The following is an 18,615-nucleotide window of genomic DNA, read 5'->3' on the forward strand; positions in this document are numbered from 1 at the left end:
CGCTTACAGCAGCTTCTCGATGGTGATCGGCAGGTCGCGGACGCGCTTGCCGGTGGCGTGGTGCACCGCGTTGGCGATGGCCGCCGCCGTGCCGACGATGCCGATCTCGCCCACGCCCTTCACACCCAGCGGGTTCGCCTTGTCCTCCTCGTCCACGAAGATCACGTCGAGGTCGTGGATGTCGGCATGGGCCGGCACATGGTACTCGCCGAGGTTGCGGTTCATCCAGCGGCCGAGGGTGTGGTCGAGCATCGACTCCTCGTGCAGCGCCGAGCCGATCCCCATCACGGTGGCGCCGATGATCTGGCTCCGGGCCGTCTTGGGGTTGAGGATCTTGCCCGCCGCGATGGCCGAGACCACCCGCGTGACGCGGACCTGACCCAGCTCCTCATCGACCTTCACCTCGACGAACACCGCCTGGTGGGTGAAGCACTCGAACTCCTTGGCGAAGTCCGAATCCGGCCCGGCCTCGCCCACGACCTCGATCCGGTCGAAGCCGCCGGCCTTCATCGCGTCCACGATGGCCACCGAGCGGGACGGATCGTCGGCCAGCGCGATGCGCCCCTTTGAGAAGACCACCCGCTCGAAATCGGCGTTGGCGAGGGGCGAATCGTCCATCTGCCGGGCGAGCACGAAGACCTGGGCCGCGATCTCGCGGCAGGCCTTCATCGCCGCCGTGCCGGAGGAGGCCGCCGTCCACGAGCCGCCCGCGACCGGAGCCTCGGCGAGCGACGTGTCGCCGAGCTTCGTCGTCACGTCCTCCATCGACAGGCCCAGCGTGTCGGCGCCGATCTGCGTGAGGATCGTGTAGGTGCCGGTGCCGATGTCGCCGGTGGAGTTGCCGAGTTCGAGCTTCCCGTCGCCGGTCAGCACCGCGCGGCACTTGGAGGGCATCATCAGCGCCTCCCAGATGCCGGAGGCAACGCCCCAGCCGACGAGCTCGCGCCCGTCGCGCATGGAGCGGGGCTCAGGGGTCCGCTTGGCCCAGCCGAACCGCTCGGCACCCTGTGTGAAGCAGGACTTCAGCGCCTTCGAGCCGAAGGGCTTGTCCTCGATGGGCTCCCGGTCGGTGTAGTTAATGAGCCGCAGCTCGATCGGATCCTTGCCCAGCTCCTGCGCCAGCTCGTCCATGGCGCTCTCGAGGGCGAACAGGCCGGAGACCGCGCCGGGCGCGCGCATGTCGCCGGGGGTCGCCGTGTCGATCTTGGCGAGCTTGTAGGTGAGCTTGACGTTGTCGCAGGCGTAGAGCGTACCCGACCAGTTGACGATGTTCTCCTGGTAATCCTCGTAACGCGAGGTGCCATGCACCGCATCGTGCTTGAGGGCCTGGAGGGCGCCGTCCTGGCCCGCGCCGAGGGAGACGGTCTGCACCGCCTCGGCCCGGTAGGTGAAGCTCCACATCTGCTCGCGGGTGAGCACGATCCGCACCGAGCGGTCGAGGTCGCGGGCCGCGAGCATCGCCAGGAAGGCCTGGAATTGCGGGCGCAGGCCCGATCCGAAGCCGCCGCCGAGATAGGGGTTGAGCACCCGCACCTGCTCCGGCTTCAGGCCGAACGCGCCGGTCAGGTATTGCTGCGTGTTCGCGACGCCCTGGACCTTGTCGTAGACCGTGAAGCTGCCGCCCGGCTCCACCACCACCGTCGTGGCGTGGGGCTCCATCGGGTTATGGTGCTCGTTGGCCATCCGGTACTGCTGGTTGACCCGGATCGGCGCCTTGGCGAAGGCCCCGTCCGCATCGCCCCACGGCTCCGGCGGCGGCTTGATGCCGTCGCGCTTCTTCGGCGGGTCGTAGGCCTCGCCGACGAGGGTATCGATGTCCGTCTTGGGCGTCTCAGCCTTGTAGGTGACCTTGACGAGGGAGGCGGCGTAGCGCGCCGTCTCGAAATCCTCGGCGAGCACCACCGCCACCGGCTGGCCGGAGAACAGGATGTTCGCGTCGAAGAGCGGGCGGTAGGGCACGCCGGGGGGGCCGACCATGTCCTGGTAGGACTTCGGGTCCGCGGACATGTCCGGGCGGTTCTCGTGGGTGAGCACCTTCACGACGCCCGGAACGGCCTCGGCCTTGGCGGTGTCGAGGCCGGTGATCGTGCCACGGGCGATGGTGCTCGTGACGACGTAGCCGTGGACGAGATTCTCGGCGGTGAACTCGGCGGCGTATTTGGCGAGGCCGGTGACCTTGGCGGGGCCGTCGACGCGGCTGCGCGGGCTGCCGACATGCCGGTCATTGCCGGCGGCGGGGCTGATCTGAATGGTCATCGGGACCTCACTGAATGCGCTTGTCGCTGAGCGACTGGGGCGTGCCGGCGGCGGCCTGTTCGAGGCCGCGCACGATGGCCCGCCGGGCGAGTTCGATCTTGAAGCCGTTCTCGGACTGAGGCTTCGCCTCGGCCACGATCATCTCGGCGACGCGTGTGAAGGTCTCCCGCGTGGCGGGCTTGCCGGCGAGTTCGGCCTCGGCCTGCCTGTTGCGCCAGGGCTTGTGGGCGACGCCGCCGAGCGCCAGCCGGGCGGTCTTGATCGTGTCGCCGTCGAGATCGAGGGCGGCCGCCACCGAGACCAGGGCGAAGGCGTAGGAGAGCCGGTCACGCAGCTTCAGGTAGGTGTAGTTCTGCGCGAAACCCTGCTCCGGCAGATCGACGGCGACGACGATCTCGCCGGGCTTCAGGTTCGTGTCCTTTTGCGGCTCGTTCCCCGGCAGGCGGTGGAACTCGGCGAAGGGGATCGTCCGCTCGCCCTCAGGCCCGCTCACCTGCACCGTCGCCTCCAGGGCAGCGAGCGCGATGCACATGTCGGACGGGTGCGTGGCGATGCACTGGTCGCTGGTGCCGAAGATCGCGTGGATGCGGTTCACGCCGCCGATGGCCGGGCAGCCGGAGCCCGGCTCGCGCTTGTTGCAGGGCGTGCCGGCATCGTAAAAGTAGTAGCAGCGGGTGCGCTGGAGCAGGTTGCCGCCGGTCGTCGCGGCGTTGCGCAGCTGCGCCGAGGCGCCGGCCAGGATCGCGTTGCGCAGGAGCGGGTAGCGCTCGGCCACGCGGGAATCGTAGGCGACGTTCGCGTTGGTGGCGAGCGCCCCGAGGCGCAGGCCGCCGTCCTTCTCCTCGATGCCCTTGAGGGGCAGGTGGGTGATGTCGATGAGCCGGCCGGGCTTCTCGACCTCGTACTTCATCAGGTCGAGGAGGTTGGTGCCGCCGGCGATGAAGCGGGAACCCGCTCCGAAGGCGCCGACCGCCTCCGCCACCGTGCCGGCGCGGACGTATTCGAAGCGGTTCATCGTGCGCCCCCCTGGTGCATCACATCCTCAATGGCATCGACGATGTTGGTGTAGGCGCCGCAGCGGCAGATGTTGCCGCTCATGGCCTCGCGGATTTCCTCGCGGCTATGGGCGTGGCCCTCTTCCATCATGCCCACCGCCGAGCAGAGCTGGCCGGGGGTGCAGTAGCCGCACTGGAAGGCGTCGTGCTCGATGAAGGCTTCCTGGATCGGGTGCAGGGCGTTGCTGCCCTTGCGCTCGCCGAGGCTCGCCAGACCCTCGACGGTGGTGATCTCGGCCCCGTCCTTCATCACCGCGAGGGTGAGGCAGGAATTCACGCGGGTGCCGTTCACCAGCACGGTGCAGGCGCCGCACTGGCCGTGATCGCAGCCCTTCTTAGTGCCGGTGAGGTCCAGCCGCTCGCGCAGGAGGTCGAGGAGGGTGGTCCAGGGCGTGACCTGCAACTCCCGGCGCTGGCCGTTGATGGTGAGCGTGATGCCGATGGGCGTGTCCGCCGAGACCGGCGGACTCTGTTCGAGCTGCATGGCGTCGTCCGCGAAAAGGGCCGGCGGAGCCGGCGGGAAAGACGAAGGTTCGGCGGCGGGGCGCATCGCGATGGCCCCTGCACGACCGGTTCCGTCGATAACCATTCCAAACTGAGCCTGTTCCGAAGAGGGAGCCCCTGCGACGGAAGGGCATTGCCGCCCGGCGCCGGCCTCGGCTAACCCTGCGCCTGTCCCCGACACGGCGGAGAGAGCGATGGCCGGACTCGACGCGATCCTGAACGACATCGACACGGATCTCGACAACGCGCTCGAACGGCTCTTCGCCTTCCTGGGCATCCCGTCGATCTCGACCGACCCAGCCTATGCCGGGCAGTGCCGCGAGGCCGCCGCGTGGCTGGCCGCCGACCTGACGGCGCTGGGCTTCGCGACCAGCGTGGAGGAGACCTCCCTCCACCCGGTGGTGCTGGCCCACAAGCCGAAGCCCGGCGCGCCGCATGTCCTGTTCTACGGCCATTACGACGTGCAGCCGGTCGACCCGCTCGACCTCTGGACGCATCCGCCCTTCGAGCCGCGCCTCGCCAACGACGGTGGCCGCAAGCGAATCGTCGCCCGGGGCGCCTCGGACGACAAGGGGCAGGTGATGACCTTCGTGGAAGCCTGCCGGGCGCATCTCGCCATGAGCGGCGAACTCCCATGCGGCGTCACCATTCTCATCGAGGGCGCCGAGGAGAGCGGCTCGCAGGGGCTGCCGGAATGGGTCGCGGCCAACCGCGACCGGCTCGGCTGCGACGTGGTCCTCGTCTGCGACACGGGGATGTGGGATCCGCGGACGCCGCAGATCACCTCGTCGCTGCGCGGCCTGTGCTACTTCGAGGTGAAGGTCACCTGCGCCGACCGCGACCTGCATTCGGGTTTCTTCGGCGGCGCCGCACGCAACCCGATCCACGTGCTGTCGCGCATCGTCGCCGACCTGCACGACGCGGACGGCCGGGTGACGGTCCCCGGCTTCTACGAGGGCGTCCACGAGCGCCCGGCCGAGGTGATCGCGCAATGGCGCGGCCTCGGCATGACCGCCGAGTCGCTCCTCGGCCCCATCGGCCTCAAGGAGCCGGCCGGCGAGAAGGGGCGCCTGCCGCTGGAACTCGTGCAGTCGCGCCCGGCTTGCGACGTGAACGGCATCTGGGGCGGCTACACCGCCGAGGGCACCAAGACGGTGATCGCCTCCACCGCCTCGGCCAAGGTCTCCTTCCGCCTCGTGGACGACCAGGACCCAGCGGCGCTCGCCACAAGCTTCGAGGCCTTCGTGCGCGAGCGGGTGCCGGCCGATTGCTCGGTCGAGATCGTCACCTACAAGGGCTCGCGGGCCATCAGCCTGCCCTTCGACATGCCGGAACTCGCCACCGCCAAGGCGGCCCTGGAAGCCGAATGGGGCGTGCCGGCGGTGACGGTGGGTGCGGGCGGCTCGATCCCCATCGTCGGCGACTTCAAGCGGCTGCTCGGCAAGGACACGCTGCTCATCGGCTTCGGCCTCGACGACGACCGCATCCACTCGCCGAACGAGAAGTACGACCTAACGAGCTTCCACAAGGGCACACGGTCCTGGGCGCGGATCCTCGCCGCGTTGGGCGAAAGGGGCTGAGCCGCCCCGTGCCATAGGACACGCCGCCGGCTCGTTCCCCCGCCCCGGCCGGATGAATCCGCGAAGCGTAGCCGTCTCATCGAACAGGGACGGGACGCGGAGGCGTGGATGCGGACGAGGGCGAAGCGGGCCACGGCGCTCGGGCTAGGGCTGGGCGTGGCCCTGGCGGGAAGCGCGGCGCAGGCGGGCTCGGCGGCCCAGCCGGGCCAGACCATCGGCCTGCCGACCGGCGCGCAATTGCCGGTCGGCCTGTATTTCGTGAACCTGTCGAGCTTCGGCGTGCGCGACACCGCCCCGGCCTCGTCGGACTCGAACGTCAACCTGCCGACGCTCGCCCTCGCGACGCCCTGGACGGTGCTCGGCGCGCGGGTCCAGTTCTTCTTCACGCAGCCGGTGGCGGCGGCGAGCCCGCGCGGCGGATCCTACCAAAGCGGCATCGGCCAGCCGCTGCTCGCCGGGCAGCTCGCCTGGGACCTCGGCAACGATTTCGGTGTGAGCTACCTGTTCGGCGGCTACCTGCCGATCGACACCCGCTTCCTCACCCAGGAAGCCTCGCTCTCGCACCGCTTCGCGGCGAGCTACACCGGCAACGGGTTCAACCTGACAGCGAACCTGCTCTACGGCACGTTCCTGAACGAGCGCTCGCCCTTCGGCGTGCTCTACCCGGACTATCTGAACCTCGACCTCACCGCGACGAAGAGGTTCGGCAAGTTCGAGATCGGCCCGGTGGCCTTTGGCTCCACCGACCTGCCGACGGCCGTCGCCGGCTACCGGCGGCAGGGGCAGATCGCGGTGGGCGCCCTCGTCGGCTACAATTTCGGGCCGGTGAACCTGCAGGCCTACGTCACCCGCGACGTGATCGAGCGCAACTACGGCGGCTACGAGACCCGCGGCTGGCTGCGCGCCATCGTCCCCCTCTACCAGGACAAGAAGGACGTCGCGCCCAACCGCACCCTCGTGACGCGGGAACAGGGCGGATAACCGCCCCTTCTTCGGTCTTGGTCTTCGCTTACTCCAATAAAAAACCCCCGCGATCCTCGGATCGCGGGGGTTCTTCCGGTCAGGTGGCGTTAGCGGCGGGGCGCGGTGCCCGAGGCCCAGTGCGGGGCGATTACGACGCCGCGGCTGACCGTGGCGCGGTGCCCGTCGTGGAACATCGGCGCGCCGGCGATCTGGCCCGTGCCCATCCGCTGGGAATGGAGCGACTTCGGGTTGTGGTACGGGTCGCTGATGTAGCTGCTCATGTGGCCACCGCCGGCCGCCTGGCGGCTGCCGTCGCCGCCTTCGGCATGGGCCAGGGACGGCAGGGCGAGAGCGGTGACGGCCAGGCCCAGGATCGCAAAGCGCTTCATGTCAATAACCCCTTCGAGGTGTCTTCGCGCCGGACCCTCTGTCCTGCGCCGATGAGAAGAACATAGCGCCTATTTTCGAATGTATAAGTGCGCATGCGCACAGTATATCCAGCTGTCATTTAATCCTTTTATTGTCGTTGTTGGGTGCGCTCACACACATAGAAAGAGAACAAGCGGACTAATTCCCCGCCCCGGCCGTCAGGGCCGGGCGATGCGCCGGTCGATCCAGGACCAGAGGGCGCGGATCTCGGACGCCGCGTAGCCGGCCGGCGCGTGCTCCGTGACGCCCCGGCCCAGGGCGATGGCATCCTGATGATCGACGCGCTGGAGCAGGGCGGGCTCGGCCATCATCCCGAGGCCGGCGAGTTGCTGCGCGTAGAGCCCCGTGCGCGGCGAGGGCGGCGGCGGGCACTGGTTGAGGACGAGGGCGAGGCGGTCGCCGAGCCCCTGCCCGGCCAGGAGTTCGATGGTCGGCAGGGCCGCCATCAGGTCGAGCCGCGAGGGGCGGATCGGGATGATCACGAGGTCGGCGAGCCGCAGGATCGCCGCGACGCCGCCGATGGAGGAGCCCGGCGTGTCGATGATCGCGAGGGTGCGCCCCTGCTCGGCCTGCTCGTCGAGGATCGGCTGGAACTGCGCGAATTCCCAGGGCCGCAGCCGGTCGACCACCGGCTCGGGTCCCCCCCGGAGGGTGCCCCAGGCGCAGAGCGAGCCCTGCGGGTCGGCGTCGAAGGCCGTCACCCGCTCGCCGGCCTGGGTCGCCGCGACGGCGAGGGAGGCGGAGAGCGTGGTCTTGCCGGTGCCGCCCTTCTGGACGGCGACCGCGACCACGCGGGGGCGGGGGTTGGGGTTGGGGTTGGGACTGGTGTGGGGGGCCGTGTGGCGGGGATCCATCGCGCGATTCCGTCCCCGGTCACGGACGGGGAGCCGCCTGATTCCGGGCGGTGCAGGCTTACGGCAGGCGCGGCCCGCGGAAAACCGCAGGCCGCGCCTCGCCCACAACCGGCGGCGGGTCGTGTCAGTGGATCGCGTCGATGATCTTCGCCTTGGGGCTTGCATCCGGCGCGGGCGAGGAGCCGGCGACGAGGGTGCTGCCCGGCTTCGCCACGGTGAGCGCGATGGCGATGAGGGCCAGGATCGCCGCGAGGCTGGCGGGGAACAGGAAGGCCATCTCGCCGAAGCGGTAATCGAGCAGGCCGCCGAGCACGGCGCCGGTGCTGAGGCCCGCCCAGAGCGGCGCCTGGATCCAGAAGGAGGGCGCCACGGTGCCCATCAGCAGGTTGGCGCAGCCGGTGCCGAACCGAACCACGGCGCCGGTCACGTAGGTGAGGGCCAGGGAGCGGCCGCCCTCGTCCTGAAGGGTGGCGTTCTGCAGGCCGAGCGCCAGCACGATCGGGTAGGCATGGAGCGGATAGGCGAAGGTGCCCCAGGGCATGAGCAGGCCGGCGGCGAGCAGGGCCGCCTGCATCGTCAACAGCACCGAGAGCCGCCAGCGGCCCACCGCCGCCGCGATCAGCGTGCCGAGGAAGGCGCCGAAGCAGAACACCGCGATGGTGCTCGCCACGCGGGTAACGTTGTCCCAGTCGCCGTTCGCCACCGCCACGCCGAAGCGGGTGGTGTTGCCCGACATGAACGACATGAAGAGCTGCGAGAATTCGAGGAAGCCGATGGAATCGGCGGTCCCGGCGAGCATCGCCAGGGCGATGGCGAAGAACAGGCGGGACCGTGGATCGGCGGGGAACGACTTGTCCTCCGGGGCTCTGGACTTGTCCTTCTCGATCCGCTCGTTGACCATGCGTCACCCCCCGTGACTAAGGCCGCCCCATGGCGGCCGACCTTTAATGGACGGAGCCGGCCGAGGTTTCATCCAAGCACGGGTTGCAGGGCGGCAATGCGACCGGGCACCGGCCTTCCCCCCTCGAACCGGACCGTCGCCTCGCGTAGCACCCGCACCGCGAGACCGGCCGCCCCGGCCGCCGCGAGCACGTGAGCATCCGCATGGGCGTAGCGTCCGTCCGTGCCGAGGCGCACCGGAGGGTCCGCCTCGCCCTCCGGCGGCGACTGGATCGTGAAGGCCGCCCATCCGCCCGGCCGGAGCACGCGGGCGATGCCGGCGAGGATCGGCGCGAGGTCGGCACAGTAGATGAACACGTCCGCCGCGAGGCAGAGATCGGCTGATTCCGCCGGCTCGTCCCTCAGGAACGCCCCGAGTTCGGCCGCGACGAGCCTGTCGTAGCAGCCCTTGGCGCAGGCCTGCGCCAGCATGGCCGGCGACAGGTCGACGCCCGTGAGGCGCCCGGTCCGATGGGCGAGGGCCGCCCCGGCGAGGCCGGTGCCGCAGCCGAGATCGAGGGCGGCTTCGAAGCGCGCCGGCGCGGCGGGCAGCACCTCCGCCACGAGGGCCGGCCCGACATAGCGCAACCCCTCCACGAGGTGGCGCTCGAAGCGCGGCGCGTAACCGTCGAACAGGGCGCGGACATAGGCGGGGGTGAGGGCGGCCCCCTCCCCCATCCCGAGCCGGGCGAGATGCAGCCCGGCGCCGATCCGATCCTCCGGGTCGAGGCCGCGCGCCGTCCCGTAGGCCGCGAGCGCGGCCTCCCGCTCGGCGGCCTCACGGGTGGCGGCGAACAGCGCCTCCCGCGCCCGCCCGAGGAGCAGCCATGCCGGGGCGTAGCGTGGGGCGATCTCCACCGCCTGGGCAGCGAGGTCGGCGCAGGCGGCCGCGTCGCCCTCCGCGAGGCAGGCCTCGGCGTAGCGATAACGGCGGTCGGCGAGGAGATCGCCGGAACTCTGGGGGACGTACATGCGTCGAACAGGGTTTCAGAAGGACTCGCCCTTTTGCGGGCGCGGGGCGGAGCCCCGCAAGGTGTCTGATCGAGGGTCGATGTCCACACGCGCGAGCGATCTGCTCACCCTCACCCGCGAGGGGCTCTACTGCCCCCTCGGGCAATTCCACGTCGACCCGACCTGGCCGGCGGCGCGGGCGCTCATCACCCACGGCCATGCCGACCATGCCCGCGCCGGCCACGCCCATGTGATGGCCACCCCCGAGACCCTGCGGATCATGGCCGTGCGCTACGGCGAGGACTTTTGCGGCTCCTCGCAGGAGGCCAAGCTCGGGGAGACCCTGCGCGTCGGCGACGTTTCCGTGCGCTTCGTGCCGGCGGGGCACGTCCTCGGCTCGGCGCAGATCGTCATCGAGCATGAGGGCGTGCGGGTCGTCGTCTCGGGCGACTACAAGCGCGCCCCGGACCCGACCTGCCTGCCCTTCGAGGTCGTGCCCTGCGACGTGTTCATCACCGAGGCGACCTTCGGCCTGCCGGTCTTCACCCATCCCGACACGCGGGGCGAAGTGCGCAAGCTCATCGCGTCCCAGAGGCTCTTCCCCGAGCGCGCCCACATCGTCGGCGCCTATGCCCTCGGCAAGGCGCAGCGGGTGATGGCGCTCCTGCGCGAGGAGGGCTGGGACGGGCCGATCCATCTCCACGGGGCGATGGAGAAGCTGACCGACCTCTACAAGCGCGAGGGCATTCCGCTGGGCGAGACGCGCAAGGTGGTGGCCGCCGAGCGCAAGGACCTGGCGGGCGCCATCGTGATCTGCCCGCCCTCCTCCATCCAGGACGTGTGGTCGCGCAAGTTCCCCGACCCGGTCACCTGCTTCGCCTCCGGCTGGATGCGGGTGCGCGCCCGCGCCCGGCAGAAGGGCGTGGAACTGCCCCTCGTGATCTCCGACCACGCCGACTGGCCGGACCTGTGCCGGACCATCCGCGAGACCGGGGCGGGCGAGGTCTGGGTGACGCATGGGCAGGAGGACGCCCTGGTCCATTGGTGCGGCAGCGTGGGCATCCGGGCCAAGCCCCTGCATCTCCTCGGCTACGGCGACGACGGCGAGGCCGAGCCCGTGGCGGCCGGCACGGAGGAGGCGGCGTGAACGACTTCGCCCACCTCCTCGACCGCCTCGGCTACGAGCCCCGCCGCAACGCCAAGCTGCGGCTGCTGCAGGATTACTTCGCCCGGACGCCCGACCCGGAGCGCGGCTATGCCCTCGGCGCCATGACCGGCTCGCTGAGCTTCCGCGAGGCCAAGCCGGCGCTGATCCGGGGGCTGGTGGAGGCACGCATCGACCCGGTGCTGTTCCGCCTGTCGCACAATTACGTCGGCGACCTCGCCGAGACGACGGCCTTGATCTGGCCCGCGCCGGCCGAGGCTGACGGGGCCGGCATCGGCCACAACAATCCCCCTCCCCCGAGCCTCGCGGAGGTGGTGGAGACCCTGGCCAGTACGGCGAAGAAGGACCTGCCCGGCCATCTCGCCACTTGGCTCGACGCGCTGGACGAGACCGGGCGCTGGGCGCTCCTGAAGCTCGTCACGGGCAACCTCCGCGTCGGCGTCTCGGCGCGGCTCGCCAAGACGGCGGTCGGGGCGCTGGGCGGGCACGAAGCGGATGCCGTCGAGGAGGTGTGGCACGGGCTGGAGCCGCCCTTCGCCAGCCTGTTCGCCTGGGTCGAGGGACGGGCCGAGCGCCCCGAGACCCTGAACCCGGCCCCCTTCCGGCCGCCGATGCTCTCGCACCCGATCGAGGAGCGGGACGACCTCGACAAGCTCGAGCCGGAGGCCTTCTCCGCCGAGTGGAAATGGGACGGCATCCGCGTGCAGCTCGTCGGCGGGCGCGACCGCGAGGGCGTGCAGGTGGGACGGGTCTATTCCCGTACCGGCGAGGACATCACCGGGGCCTTCCCCGACCTCGCGGAGGCGATCACCTTCGAAGGGGCGCTGGACGGCGAGTTGCTGATCCTGCGCGAGGGCCGGGTGCAGAGCTTCAACGTGCTGCAGCAGCGGCTCAACCGGAAATCCGTGACGGGCAAGCTGCTGGAGGAGTTCCCGGCGCATGTGCGCGCCTACGACCTGCTCGCGAGCGAGGGCGAGGATCTGCGGCCCGAGCCGTTCTCGGCGAGGCGGGAGCGGCTGGAGGCGGTGATCCGCCGCCTCGACCACGCCCGCATCGACATCTCGCCCCTCGTGCCCTTCGCGGATTGGGACGCGCTGGCCGCCGCCCGAGCCGACCCGGCCTCCGTGGGCGCCGGGGAGGATGCGGACGCGATCGAGGGCGTGATGCTCAAGCGCCGCAACAGCGTCTACCTGCCCGGCCGCCCCAAGGGCCCGTGGTGGAAGTGGAAGCGCGAGCCGCATATCGTGGACGCGGTGATGATGTATGCCCAGCGCGGGCACGGGAAGCGCTCGTCCTTCTACTCGGACTACACGTTCGGCGTGTGGCGCGAAGCGCCGGAGGGCGGCGACGAGCTGGTGCCGGTGGGCAAGGCCTATCACGGCTTCACCGACGCGGAACTCGCCAAGCTCGACCGCTACGTCCGCAACCACACGACCAAGCGCTTCGGCCCGGTGCGGGAGGTCGCCTACGGGCCCGAGGCCGGGCTGGTGCTGGAAATCGCCTTCGAGGGTGTGCAACGCTCCACCCGCCACAAGTCGGGGGTGGCGATGCGCTTCCCCCGCGTCAGCCGCATCCGCTGGGACAAGCCCCCGGCGGAGGCGGACCGGATCGACGTGCTGGAGCGCATCCTCGCCCGGGGCGAGACGGAGATCGCCCCCGGCGCCAGCCTGCAGGAGGACGCATGAGGAGCGGTCGATTCGGACGGGTCGAGGCGTTGTCCTCCGGGCCGGTGACGCAGCAGGCGAGCGGCCGGCTCATCGTCGCCACGCCCGGCCAGGGCTTCACCGACATCACCGCCGCCATCGCCGGCTTCGTGCACGAGAGCGGCATCGGGAACGGCCTCGCCAGCGTGTTCTGCCGGCACACCTCGGCCTCCCTCACCATCCAGGAGAACGCCGACCCGGACGTGCAGACCGACCTCCTCACCGCCCTCGACGGCCTCGCCCCCCGGCACGATGCCTATGTCCACGGTTCGGAGGGACCGGACGACATGCCCGCCCATATCCGCACCATGGTCACGGATTCGGGCCTCGTGGTCCCGGTCGTCGGCGGCCGGCTCGCCCTCGGCACGTGGCAGGGGATCTACCTGATCGAGCACCGCGACCGCCCGCACCGCCGGGAGGTGCTGCTGACGGCGATGGGCGGGTAGGCTCGAAACATTCAGGAACACACCCCGCCTTAACGGTCTCGAAACCATAAACGGCGGGCCGGCACCCGCCCCGATCCGCGCGGGACGTCCGGGCAGGACGACGACGCCATGAGCCTCCTCGACGCGGTCTCGAATTCCACCAGCGGCCTCTCCGCCCAGGCCTTCGCCCTCAACAACATCTCCGGCAACATCGCCAATTCCTCGACGGCGGGGTTCAAGAGCACGGAGACGCATTTCGCCGATCTCCTCGCCGAGACGGAGGCCGGCTCGCAGCCGGCGGGGGGCGTCTCCCTCAGTTCCCGCTCCAGCCTACAATTGCAGGGTACCATCGCCTCCACCGGGGTCTCGACCAACCTCGCGATCTCCGGCGACGGCTACTTCATCGTGAAGGCCAACACCGGCTCCACCGCCACGCCGAGCTTCGGCGGCGAGACGGGCTACACCCGCCGCGGCGACTTTTCGGCGGATGCCAACGGCTATCTCGTGAACGGGGCGGGCTATTACCTGTTCGCCGGCCCCTCGGCGAGCGCGCCGGTCCAGGTCGCCACGGGCAGCGCCGCGCCGGCCAGCCTCGCGATCTCAGCGGCCGGCTCGATCACCGCCACCAACGCCGACGGCAGCACCAAGAGCCTCGGCACGATGACGCTCGCCCAGTTCGACAGCCCGGAGACCCTCGCCCCCCTCGACGGCGGCACCTACCTCGCCACCGACACGTCGGGCACCCCGAGCTACGGCCTCGCCGGGTCGAGCGTCACCGCCGGCTCCATCGAGCAGTCGAATGCCAGCATCTCGGACCAGTTCGCCAAGATGATCGAGACGCAGCAGGCCTACAGCGCCAACACAAAGGTGCTGAACGCTGCCAACGAGATGCTGCAGGACGCCCTCACCATGTACGTGTGAGGCGTCTTACAGGAACTTCAGCGGGTCCGTCTCCGGCGGCGCGGGGGCGACGTCGTTGCGGTTCCACCAGCCGCCGCCCAGCGCCACGAACAGGGCCGCCGTGTCGGCATATTGCGTGGCGCGGGCCGAGGCCGAGGTGACCAGCGCCGAGAGATAGCCCTGCTGCGCGATCAGCACCTGCGACGAGTTCACGGCGCCCGCCGTGTATTGCTTGCGGATCAGCTCCAGGCTCTGGCCCGTCGCCTTCTCGGCGGCCTGGGCGGCGGCCACCGCCCTGGCGTCGGCCTGGAGGGCGCGCAGCGCGTCGGCGACGTTCTGGAAGGCGGTGATCACGATCGCCTTGTACTGCGCCTGGGCCTGGTTCAGGCTCTCCTCCGAGGCCCGCTGGCGGCGGAACAGGGTGCCCGCGTCGAAGATCGGCGCCGTCGTCTGGCCGATGATCGTGAAGAAGGCTGCGCCGGGATTCGTCACGTTGGCGAGACGCACCGCGCTCGATCCGCCGGTCACCCCGATGTTGAATTGCGGCAGGCGGTTGGCCACCGCCACGCCGACATTCGCGGAGGCCTGCTGCACCAGCGCCTCGGCCGCCTTCACGTCCGGCCGCTGCTGCACGAGGCGCGAGGGCAGGCTGACGGGCAGCTTCGTCGGCAGGCGCAGCGACGCCAGGGCGAAGGTCTCCGACACCTCGTCCGAGGGCAGGCGCCCGGCCAGCGCCGTCAGCAGGTCGCGCTGGATCGCGAGCTGCTTCTCCAGGGGCGGCAGCAATTGCTGCGACAGCGCCAGCGCCGCCTGCTGCTGCACTACGTCCGCCCCGGCGATCTGCCCGAGGGACAATTGCTTGTTGTAGAGCCCCAGCACCTCGGTCTGGGCCTGGATCACCTTCTTGGTGGCGTCGATCTGCGCCCGCAGGGCCGCCTCCTGGATCGCCGCCGCCACCACGTTGGCCGTCAGGCTGAGATAGGCGGCCTCCAGCTGGAACCGCTGGTTCTCGGCCGTCGCCTCCAGGGATTCGATCTGCCGCCGGTCGGCCCCGAACACGTCGGGGTTGTAGGAGACCACCGCCTGCGGGGTGAAGAGCGAGTAGAGATACCGCGCCTGGTTGTTGAGCGGCGATTGCAGCTGCAGGCCCGGCGCCAGGGCTTCCTGCGCCTGGGGCGTGGCGGTGAGGGTCGGGTAGAGGGTGCCCTTCTGGGCCAGCACGTTCTGCTGCGCCACCCGCAACCCGGCCTGCGCGGCCTCTAGGTTCGGGTTGTTGGCGAACGCTTGCTCCACGAGGCGGTTGAGCGCCTTCGAGTGGAACAGGGTCCACCATTGCCCGGGGATGTCGGCGCCGGAGACGAAGCTCTGGTCCGCCGAGCCGCCCTGGCGGGTGCGCACCGTGTCGGCGGCGGAAGGGTTGGCCAGGGGCTCCTTGGTGTAGCGCGTGACCGGCGGCGCCTCGGGCGGGACGAAGTTTGGCCCCACGGCGCAGGCCGACAGCCACGCCGCCGCCAGCGATCCGGCGACGACGCCGCGCGTCGTCCGGGCCGCCGCGACCCGCCCGGCACCGTTCCGGCCCCTCCTCGTCATCATGCCCCCGCCGCGGTCCGACACCCGCTCCGCTCCTCGGGAAAAGGGCCGCCGGGACGGCCGGAGTCAATGCGGACCCCGCCCCGCCGGCCGAGTCGGCCCCACGCCTGTGGCCCGCCGGCCACGGCGTCGCGCGCAAGGCCCGCCATCACGCCGCCATCCGGTGTTCGCGCAGCGCCCGCGCGTCGGGGTTGGTCTTCCGCCGGGAGAACAGGGAGATCAGGATCGGCACGATCACCAGGATCAGGTTCGGCGCCAGGATGATGCCGCCGACCACCACGAGGGCGAGGGGCTTCTGCACCTGCGAGCCGATGCCGGTGGAGATCGCCGCCGGCAGCAGGCCGACGCAGGCCGCGACGCAGGTCATCATCACCGGGCGCATGCGCACCACGGCGGCGTTCCAGATCGCCTCCGACCGCTCCCAGCCCTCGTCGAGGAGCTGGTTGTAGTAGGCGAGCAGGATCACGCCCTCCATGGTCGAGATGCCGAACAGGGCAATGAAGCCGATCGCCGCCGAGATCGAGAAGGGCGTGCCCGTCGCGAACAGGGCGAAGATGCCGCCGATCATCGCCATCGGGATCACCGAGAGGGTGAGCAGCATGTCGGTGACGGAGGAGAAGTTCACGAACAGGAGCAGCGCGATCAGCAGCAGGGTGATCGGCACGACGAGGCTGAGCCGCGTCGCCGCCTCGGTGAGGTTCGTGAACTGGCCGACCCATTCCGCGTGGTAGCCGGAGGGCATGTCGACCTCCTGCTCCACCCGGCGCTGCGCCTCGAGCACCGTCGAGCCGAGGTCGCGCCCGCGCACGGAGAACTTCACCGGGATGTAGCGCTCCTGGTCCTCGCGGTAGATGAACGAGGCGCCGGAGACGAGATCGACGTCGGCGATCTCGGAGAGGGGCACCTGGATCACCCCGCCATTGGGGTTCTGCGCGCCGACCGCGATGTTGCGGATCGTGGCCAGCGACGAGCGGTACTCCTTGGCGAGCCGCACCCGCATGGGGAAGTGCCGGTCCGAGCCGTATTCGTAGAGGTCGCCCACCGTCTGGCCGCCGACCGCCGCCTGGATCGTGGTGTTCACGTCGCTGATCGAGAGGCCGTAGCGGGCCGCCTTGTGCCGGTCGACGTCGATCCGCACCGTCGGCTGGCCGAGGGATTCGAACACCGACAGGTCGGTGATGCCCGGAACGGTCGAGAGCACCGCCTTCACCTGGTTGGCGGTCTTCGTCAGCTGCGCGAGGTCGGTGCCGTAGATCTTGACCGAGTTCTCGCCCTTCACGCCCGAGGCCGCCTCCTGGACGTTGTCCTCGATATACTGGGAGAAGTTGAACTCGATACCGGGGAATTCCTGTTCGAGCCGGGCGTTGAGGTCGTGGATCAGGGTGTCCTTGTCCAGGCCCTTGCGCCACTGGTCGATGGGCTTCAGGGGTGCCAGGATCTCGACGTTGAAGAAGCCGGTGGCGTCGGTCCCGTCGTTCGGCCGCCCCTGGTGCGAGATGACCGTGATCACCTCCGGCACCTCCTGGAAGATTTTACGCAGGCGCTGCACGTAGGCGTTGCCGGCCTCCAGGGAGATCGAGGAGGGCATGGTGCCGCGCACGTAGAGGTTGCCCTCCTCCAATTTCGGCAGGAATTCGAGGCCGAGATGCCGGGCGGCCAGTCCCGAGCCAAGCAACACCGCCAGCATCACGGCGACGGTCAGCACGCGGTTGCGCAGGCCGAAGCGCAGGGCGGTCTCGTGGCCGACGCGCAGCACCCGCACGATGAGTGTGTCGCGCTCCTCGACCTTCTTCGGCAGCATGAGCGCCGAGAGGGCGGGCGAGACGGTGAAGGTGGCGACCAGACCGCCGACCAGGGCGTAGGCGTAGGTCTTGGCCATCGGCCCGAAGATATGGCCCTCGACGCCCGACATGGTGAAGAGCGGCAGGAAGCCGACGATGATGATGGTGGCCGAGAAGAAGATCGCCCGGTTCACCTCGGCGCCCGCGATGGCGATGGTGCCGAGCCGCCCCTTCAGCCCCCCCGGTGCCGGCTGCCCCTCGGAATGCTCCGGCTCGGCGAGGTGCCGAAACACATTCTCGACCATGATCACCGTCGCATCGACGATCAGGCCGAAATCGATGGCGCCGAGCGAGAGGAGGTTCGCTGAATCGCCCCGGATCACGAGGATCAGGATGGCGAAGCCCAGCGCGAAGGGGATCGTCGCCGCCACGATGATCGCGCTGGTGAGTGAGCCGAGGAACAGCCACTGCACCACGAAGACCAGCACCACGCCGAAGACGAGGTTGTGCATCACCGTGTGCGTGGTGGTGTGGATCAGGCCCGAGCGGTCGTAGATCCGCTCGATCTTCACGTCCGGCGGCAGGACGGTGGAGGAGTTGATCTTGTCGATCTCGGCCTCGACCCGCTCCAGGGTCGGCAGGCTCTCGCCGCCGCGGGTCATCAGCACGATGCCCTCGACCACGTCCGGCTGGTTGTCGTGGCCGACGATGCCCAGCCGTGGGGCGTTCGAGACGCGCACGTCCGCCACGTCCCGCACCAGCACCGGCACGCCGTTGACGAGGCTGATGAGCGTGTCCTTGATGTCGTCCATGTCGCGGATCAGGCCGACGCCGCGCACCACCGCCGATTGCTGGCCGACATTGAGGGTCTGGCCGCCGACATTGATCGAGGCGTTGTTCAAGGCGTTCGTTAGCTGCACCAGGGTCAGGCCCTGTGCCTGGAGCCGGTTCAGGTCGACGGCGACCTCGAATTCCTTGGCCTTGCCGCCGAAGGCGGTGACGTCCACCACGCCCGGAATCGCCTTGAAGCGGCGCTGCAGCACCCAATCCTGCAGGGTCTTCATGTCCATCGGCGAGTAGCCCGCCGGGCCGACGAGCTTGTAGCGCATGATCTCGCCGACCGGGCTCGTCGGCGAGATGGAGGGCTGGGCGCCGTTCGGCAGTTGCGGCGCCTGCGACAGGCGGTTGAGCACCCGCTGGAGCGCCTCCTCGTAAGTGTAATTGTAGTTGAACTGCACCTTCACGTCGGAGAGGCCGAACAGCGAGATCGTCCGCACCACCTGGGCGTTGGGAATGCCCGCCAGGGCCACCTCGAGCGGGATGGTGATGTAGCGCTCGATCTCGTCCGCCGACTGGCCGGGATTCTGGGTGATGACGTCGACGAGCGGCGGCACCGGGTCCGGATAGGCCTCGATGTTGAGCTTGGTGTAGGCGGCGTAGCCGATGCCGAGCATCAGCACGAAGAGCAGGCAAACGAGGACGCGCTGCCTCAGCGCGAAGACGATCAGAGCGTTCATCGC

General features: G+C 69.9%; 15 protein-coding genes. 6 read left to right on the forward strand and 9 right to left on the reverse strand.

Translation table 11 applies throughout. The features are described from left to right. Positions 1-3 precede the first annotated feature (3 nt). Genes MKK52_RS17840 through MKK52_RS17850 form a run of 3 tightly spaced genes read right to left on the reverse strand, consistent with a single transcriptional unit; the run spans position 4 to position 3,795 of the window. Positions 4-2,256 carry a xanthine dehydrogenase family protein molybdopterin-binding subunit gene (locus MKK52_RS17840; RefSeq protein WP_243956056.1) on the reverse strand — a complete coding sequence of 751 codons (2,253 nt, stop codon included), beginning with the start codon at positions 2,254-2,256 and terminating at the stop codon, positions 4-6. Positions 2,257-2,263: 7 nt separating this feature from the next. Beyond that, positions 2,264-3,271 (reverse strand): FAD binding domain-containing protein, encoded by a 1,008-nt coding sequence (locus MKK52_RS17845; RefSeq protein ID WP_243956058.1) that lies wholly within the window; start codon positions 3,269-3,271, stop codon positions 2,264-2,266. Further along, entirely contained in the window at positions 3,268-3,795 is a 528-nt protein-coding gene (locus MKK52_RS17850) for a (2Fe-2S)-binding protein (RefSeq protein ID WP_243956060.1), read from the reverse strand. The genes MKK52_RS17845 and MKK52_RS17850 overlap by 4 nt, the downstream gene beginning before the upstream one ends. Before the next feature lie 214 nt (positions 3,796-4,009). Between MKK52_RS17850 and MKK52_RS17855 the strand changes: the two genes are divergently transcribed. Together MKK52_RS17855 and MKK52_RS17860 are read left to right on the forward strand one after the other, a co-directional pair. Continuing rightward, positions 4,010-5,395, forward strand: a complete 1,386-nt coding sequence (locus MKK52_RS17855; RefSeq protein WP_243956062.1) for a M20/M25/M40 family metallo-hydrolase — start codon at positions 4,010-4,012, stop codon at positions 5,393-5,395. A gap of 108 nt (positions 5,396-5,503) precedes the next feature. Continuing rightward, positions 5,504-6,376, forward strand: coding sequence for a transporter (locus MKK52_RS17860; RefSeq protein WP_243956065.1), 873 nt, complete (start codon positions 5,504-5,506; stop codon positions 6,374-6,376). Positions 6,377-6,465: 89 nt separating this feature from the next. Here MKK52_RS17860 and MKK52_RS17865 read toward each other — a convergent pair whose 3' ends face one another. From MKK52_RS17865 to MKK52_RS17880, 4 genes are all read right to left on the reverse strand, one after another. Continuing rightward, positions 6,466-6,747, reverse strand: coding sequence for a hypothetical protein (locus tag MKK52_RS17865; protein WP_243956067.1), 282 nt, complete (start codon positions 6,745-6,747; stop codon positions 6,466-6,468). 198 nt (positions 6,748-6,945) lie between these two features. Next, the gene (locus tag MKK52_RS17870) at positions 6,946-7,641 is read right to left on the reverse strand and encodes a ParA family protein (RefSeq protein ID WP_243956069.1); all 696 of its coding nucleotides are present in this window, start codon (positions 7,639-7,641) and stop codon (positions 6,946-6,948) included. Between the two features lie 124 nt (positions 7,642-7,765). Then, the gene (locus tag MKK52_RS17875; RefSeq protein WP_243956071.1) at positions 7,766-8,542 is read right to left on the reverse strand and encodes a YoaK family protein; all 777 of its coding nucleotides are present in this window, start codon (positions 8,540-8,542) and stop codon (positions 7,766-7,768) included. Between the two features lie 68 nt (positions 8,543-8,610). Continuing rightward, positions 8,611-9,552: a class I SAM-dependent DNA methyltransferase gene (locus tag MKK52_RS17880; RefSeq protein WP_243956072.1), complete on the reverse strand. Its 942-nt coding sequence runs from the start codon at positions 9,550-9,552 to the stop codon at positions 8,611-8,613. A gap of 79 nt (positions 9,553-9,631) precedes the next feature. On the opposite strand from MKK52_RS17880, the gene MKK52_RS17885 reads away from it, so the two are divergent. From MKK52_RS17885 to MKK52_RS17900, 4 genes are all read left to right on the forward strand, one after another. Next, positions 9,632-10,678 (forward strand): ligase-associated DNA damage response exonuclease, encoded by a 1,047-nt coding sequence (locus MKK52_RS17885; protein ID WP_243956073.1) that lies wholly within the window; start codon positions 9,632-9,634, stop codon positions 10,676-10,678. Further along, the gene (locus MKK52_RS17890; protein WP_243956074.1) at positions 10,675-12,381 is read left to right on the forward strand and encodes a cisplatin damage response ATP-dependent DNA ligase; all 1,707 of its coding nucleotides are present in this window, start codon (positions 10,675-10,677) and stop codon (positions 12,379-12,381) included. The genes MKK52_RS17885 and MKK52_RS17890 overlap by 4 nt, the downstream gene beginning before the upstream one ends. Then, positions 12,378-12,845 (forward strand): secondary thiamine-phosphate synthase enzyme YjbQ, encoded by a 468-nt coding sequence (locus MKK52_RS17895; protein ID WP_243956075.1) that lies wholly within the window; start codon positions 12,378-12,380, stop codon positions 12,843-12,845. Before MKK52_RS17890 ends, MKK52_RS17895 begins: the two co-directional genes overlap by 4 nt. 108 nt (positions 12,846-12,953) lie before the next feature. After that, positions 12,954-13,745, forward strand: a complete 792-nt coding sequence (locus MKK52_RS17900; RefSeq protein ID WP_243956076.1) for a flagellar hook basal-body protein — start codon at positions 12,954-12,956, stop codon at positions 13,743-13,745. A 6-nt stretch (positions 13,746-13,751) separates the two neighbouring features. On the opposite strand, the gene MKK52_RS17905 is transcribed toward MKK52_RS17900, so the two are convergent. Together MKK52_RS17905 and MKK52_RS17910 are read right to left on the reverse strand one after the other, a co-directional pair. Beyond that, the gene (locus tag MKK52_RS17905; RefSeq protein ID WP_243956077.1) at positions 13,752-15,317 is read right to left on the reverse strand and encodes an efflux transporter outer membrane subunit; all 1,566 of its coding nucleotides are present in this window, start codon (positions 15,315-15,317) and stop codon (positions 13,752-13,754) included. Positions 15,318-15,462: 145 nt separating this feature from the next. After that, positions 15,463-18,612, reverse strand: coding sequence for an efflux RND transporter permease subunit (locus MKK52_RS17910; protein WP_243956079.1), 3,150 nt, complete (start codon positions 18,610-18,612; stop codon positions 15,463-15,465). Between the last annotated feature and the right edge of the window lie 3 nt (positions 18,613-18,615).

Source organism: Methylobacterium sp. J-067 (genome assembly GCF_022829465.1).
Classification (GTDB): domain Bacteria; phylum Pseudomonadota; class Alphaproteobacteria; order Rhizobiales; family Beijerinckiaceae; genus Methylobacterium; species Methylobacterium litchii.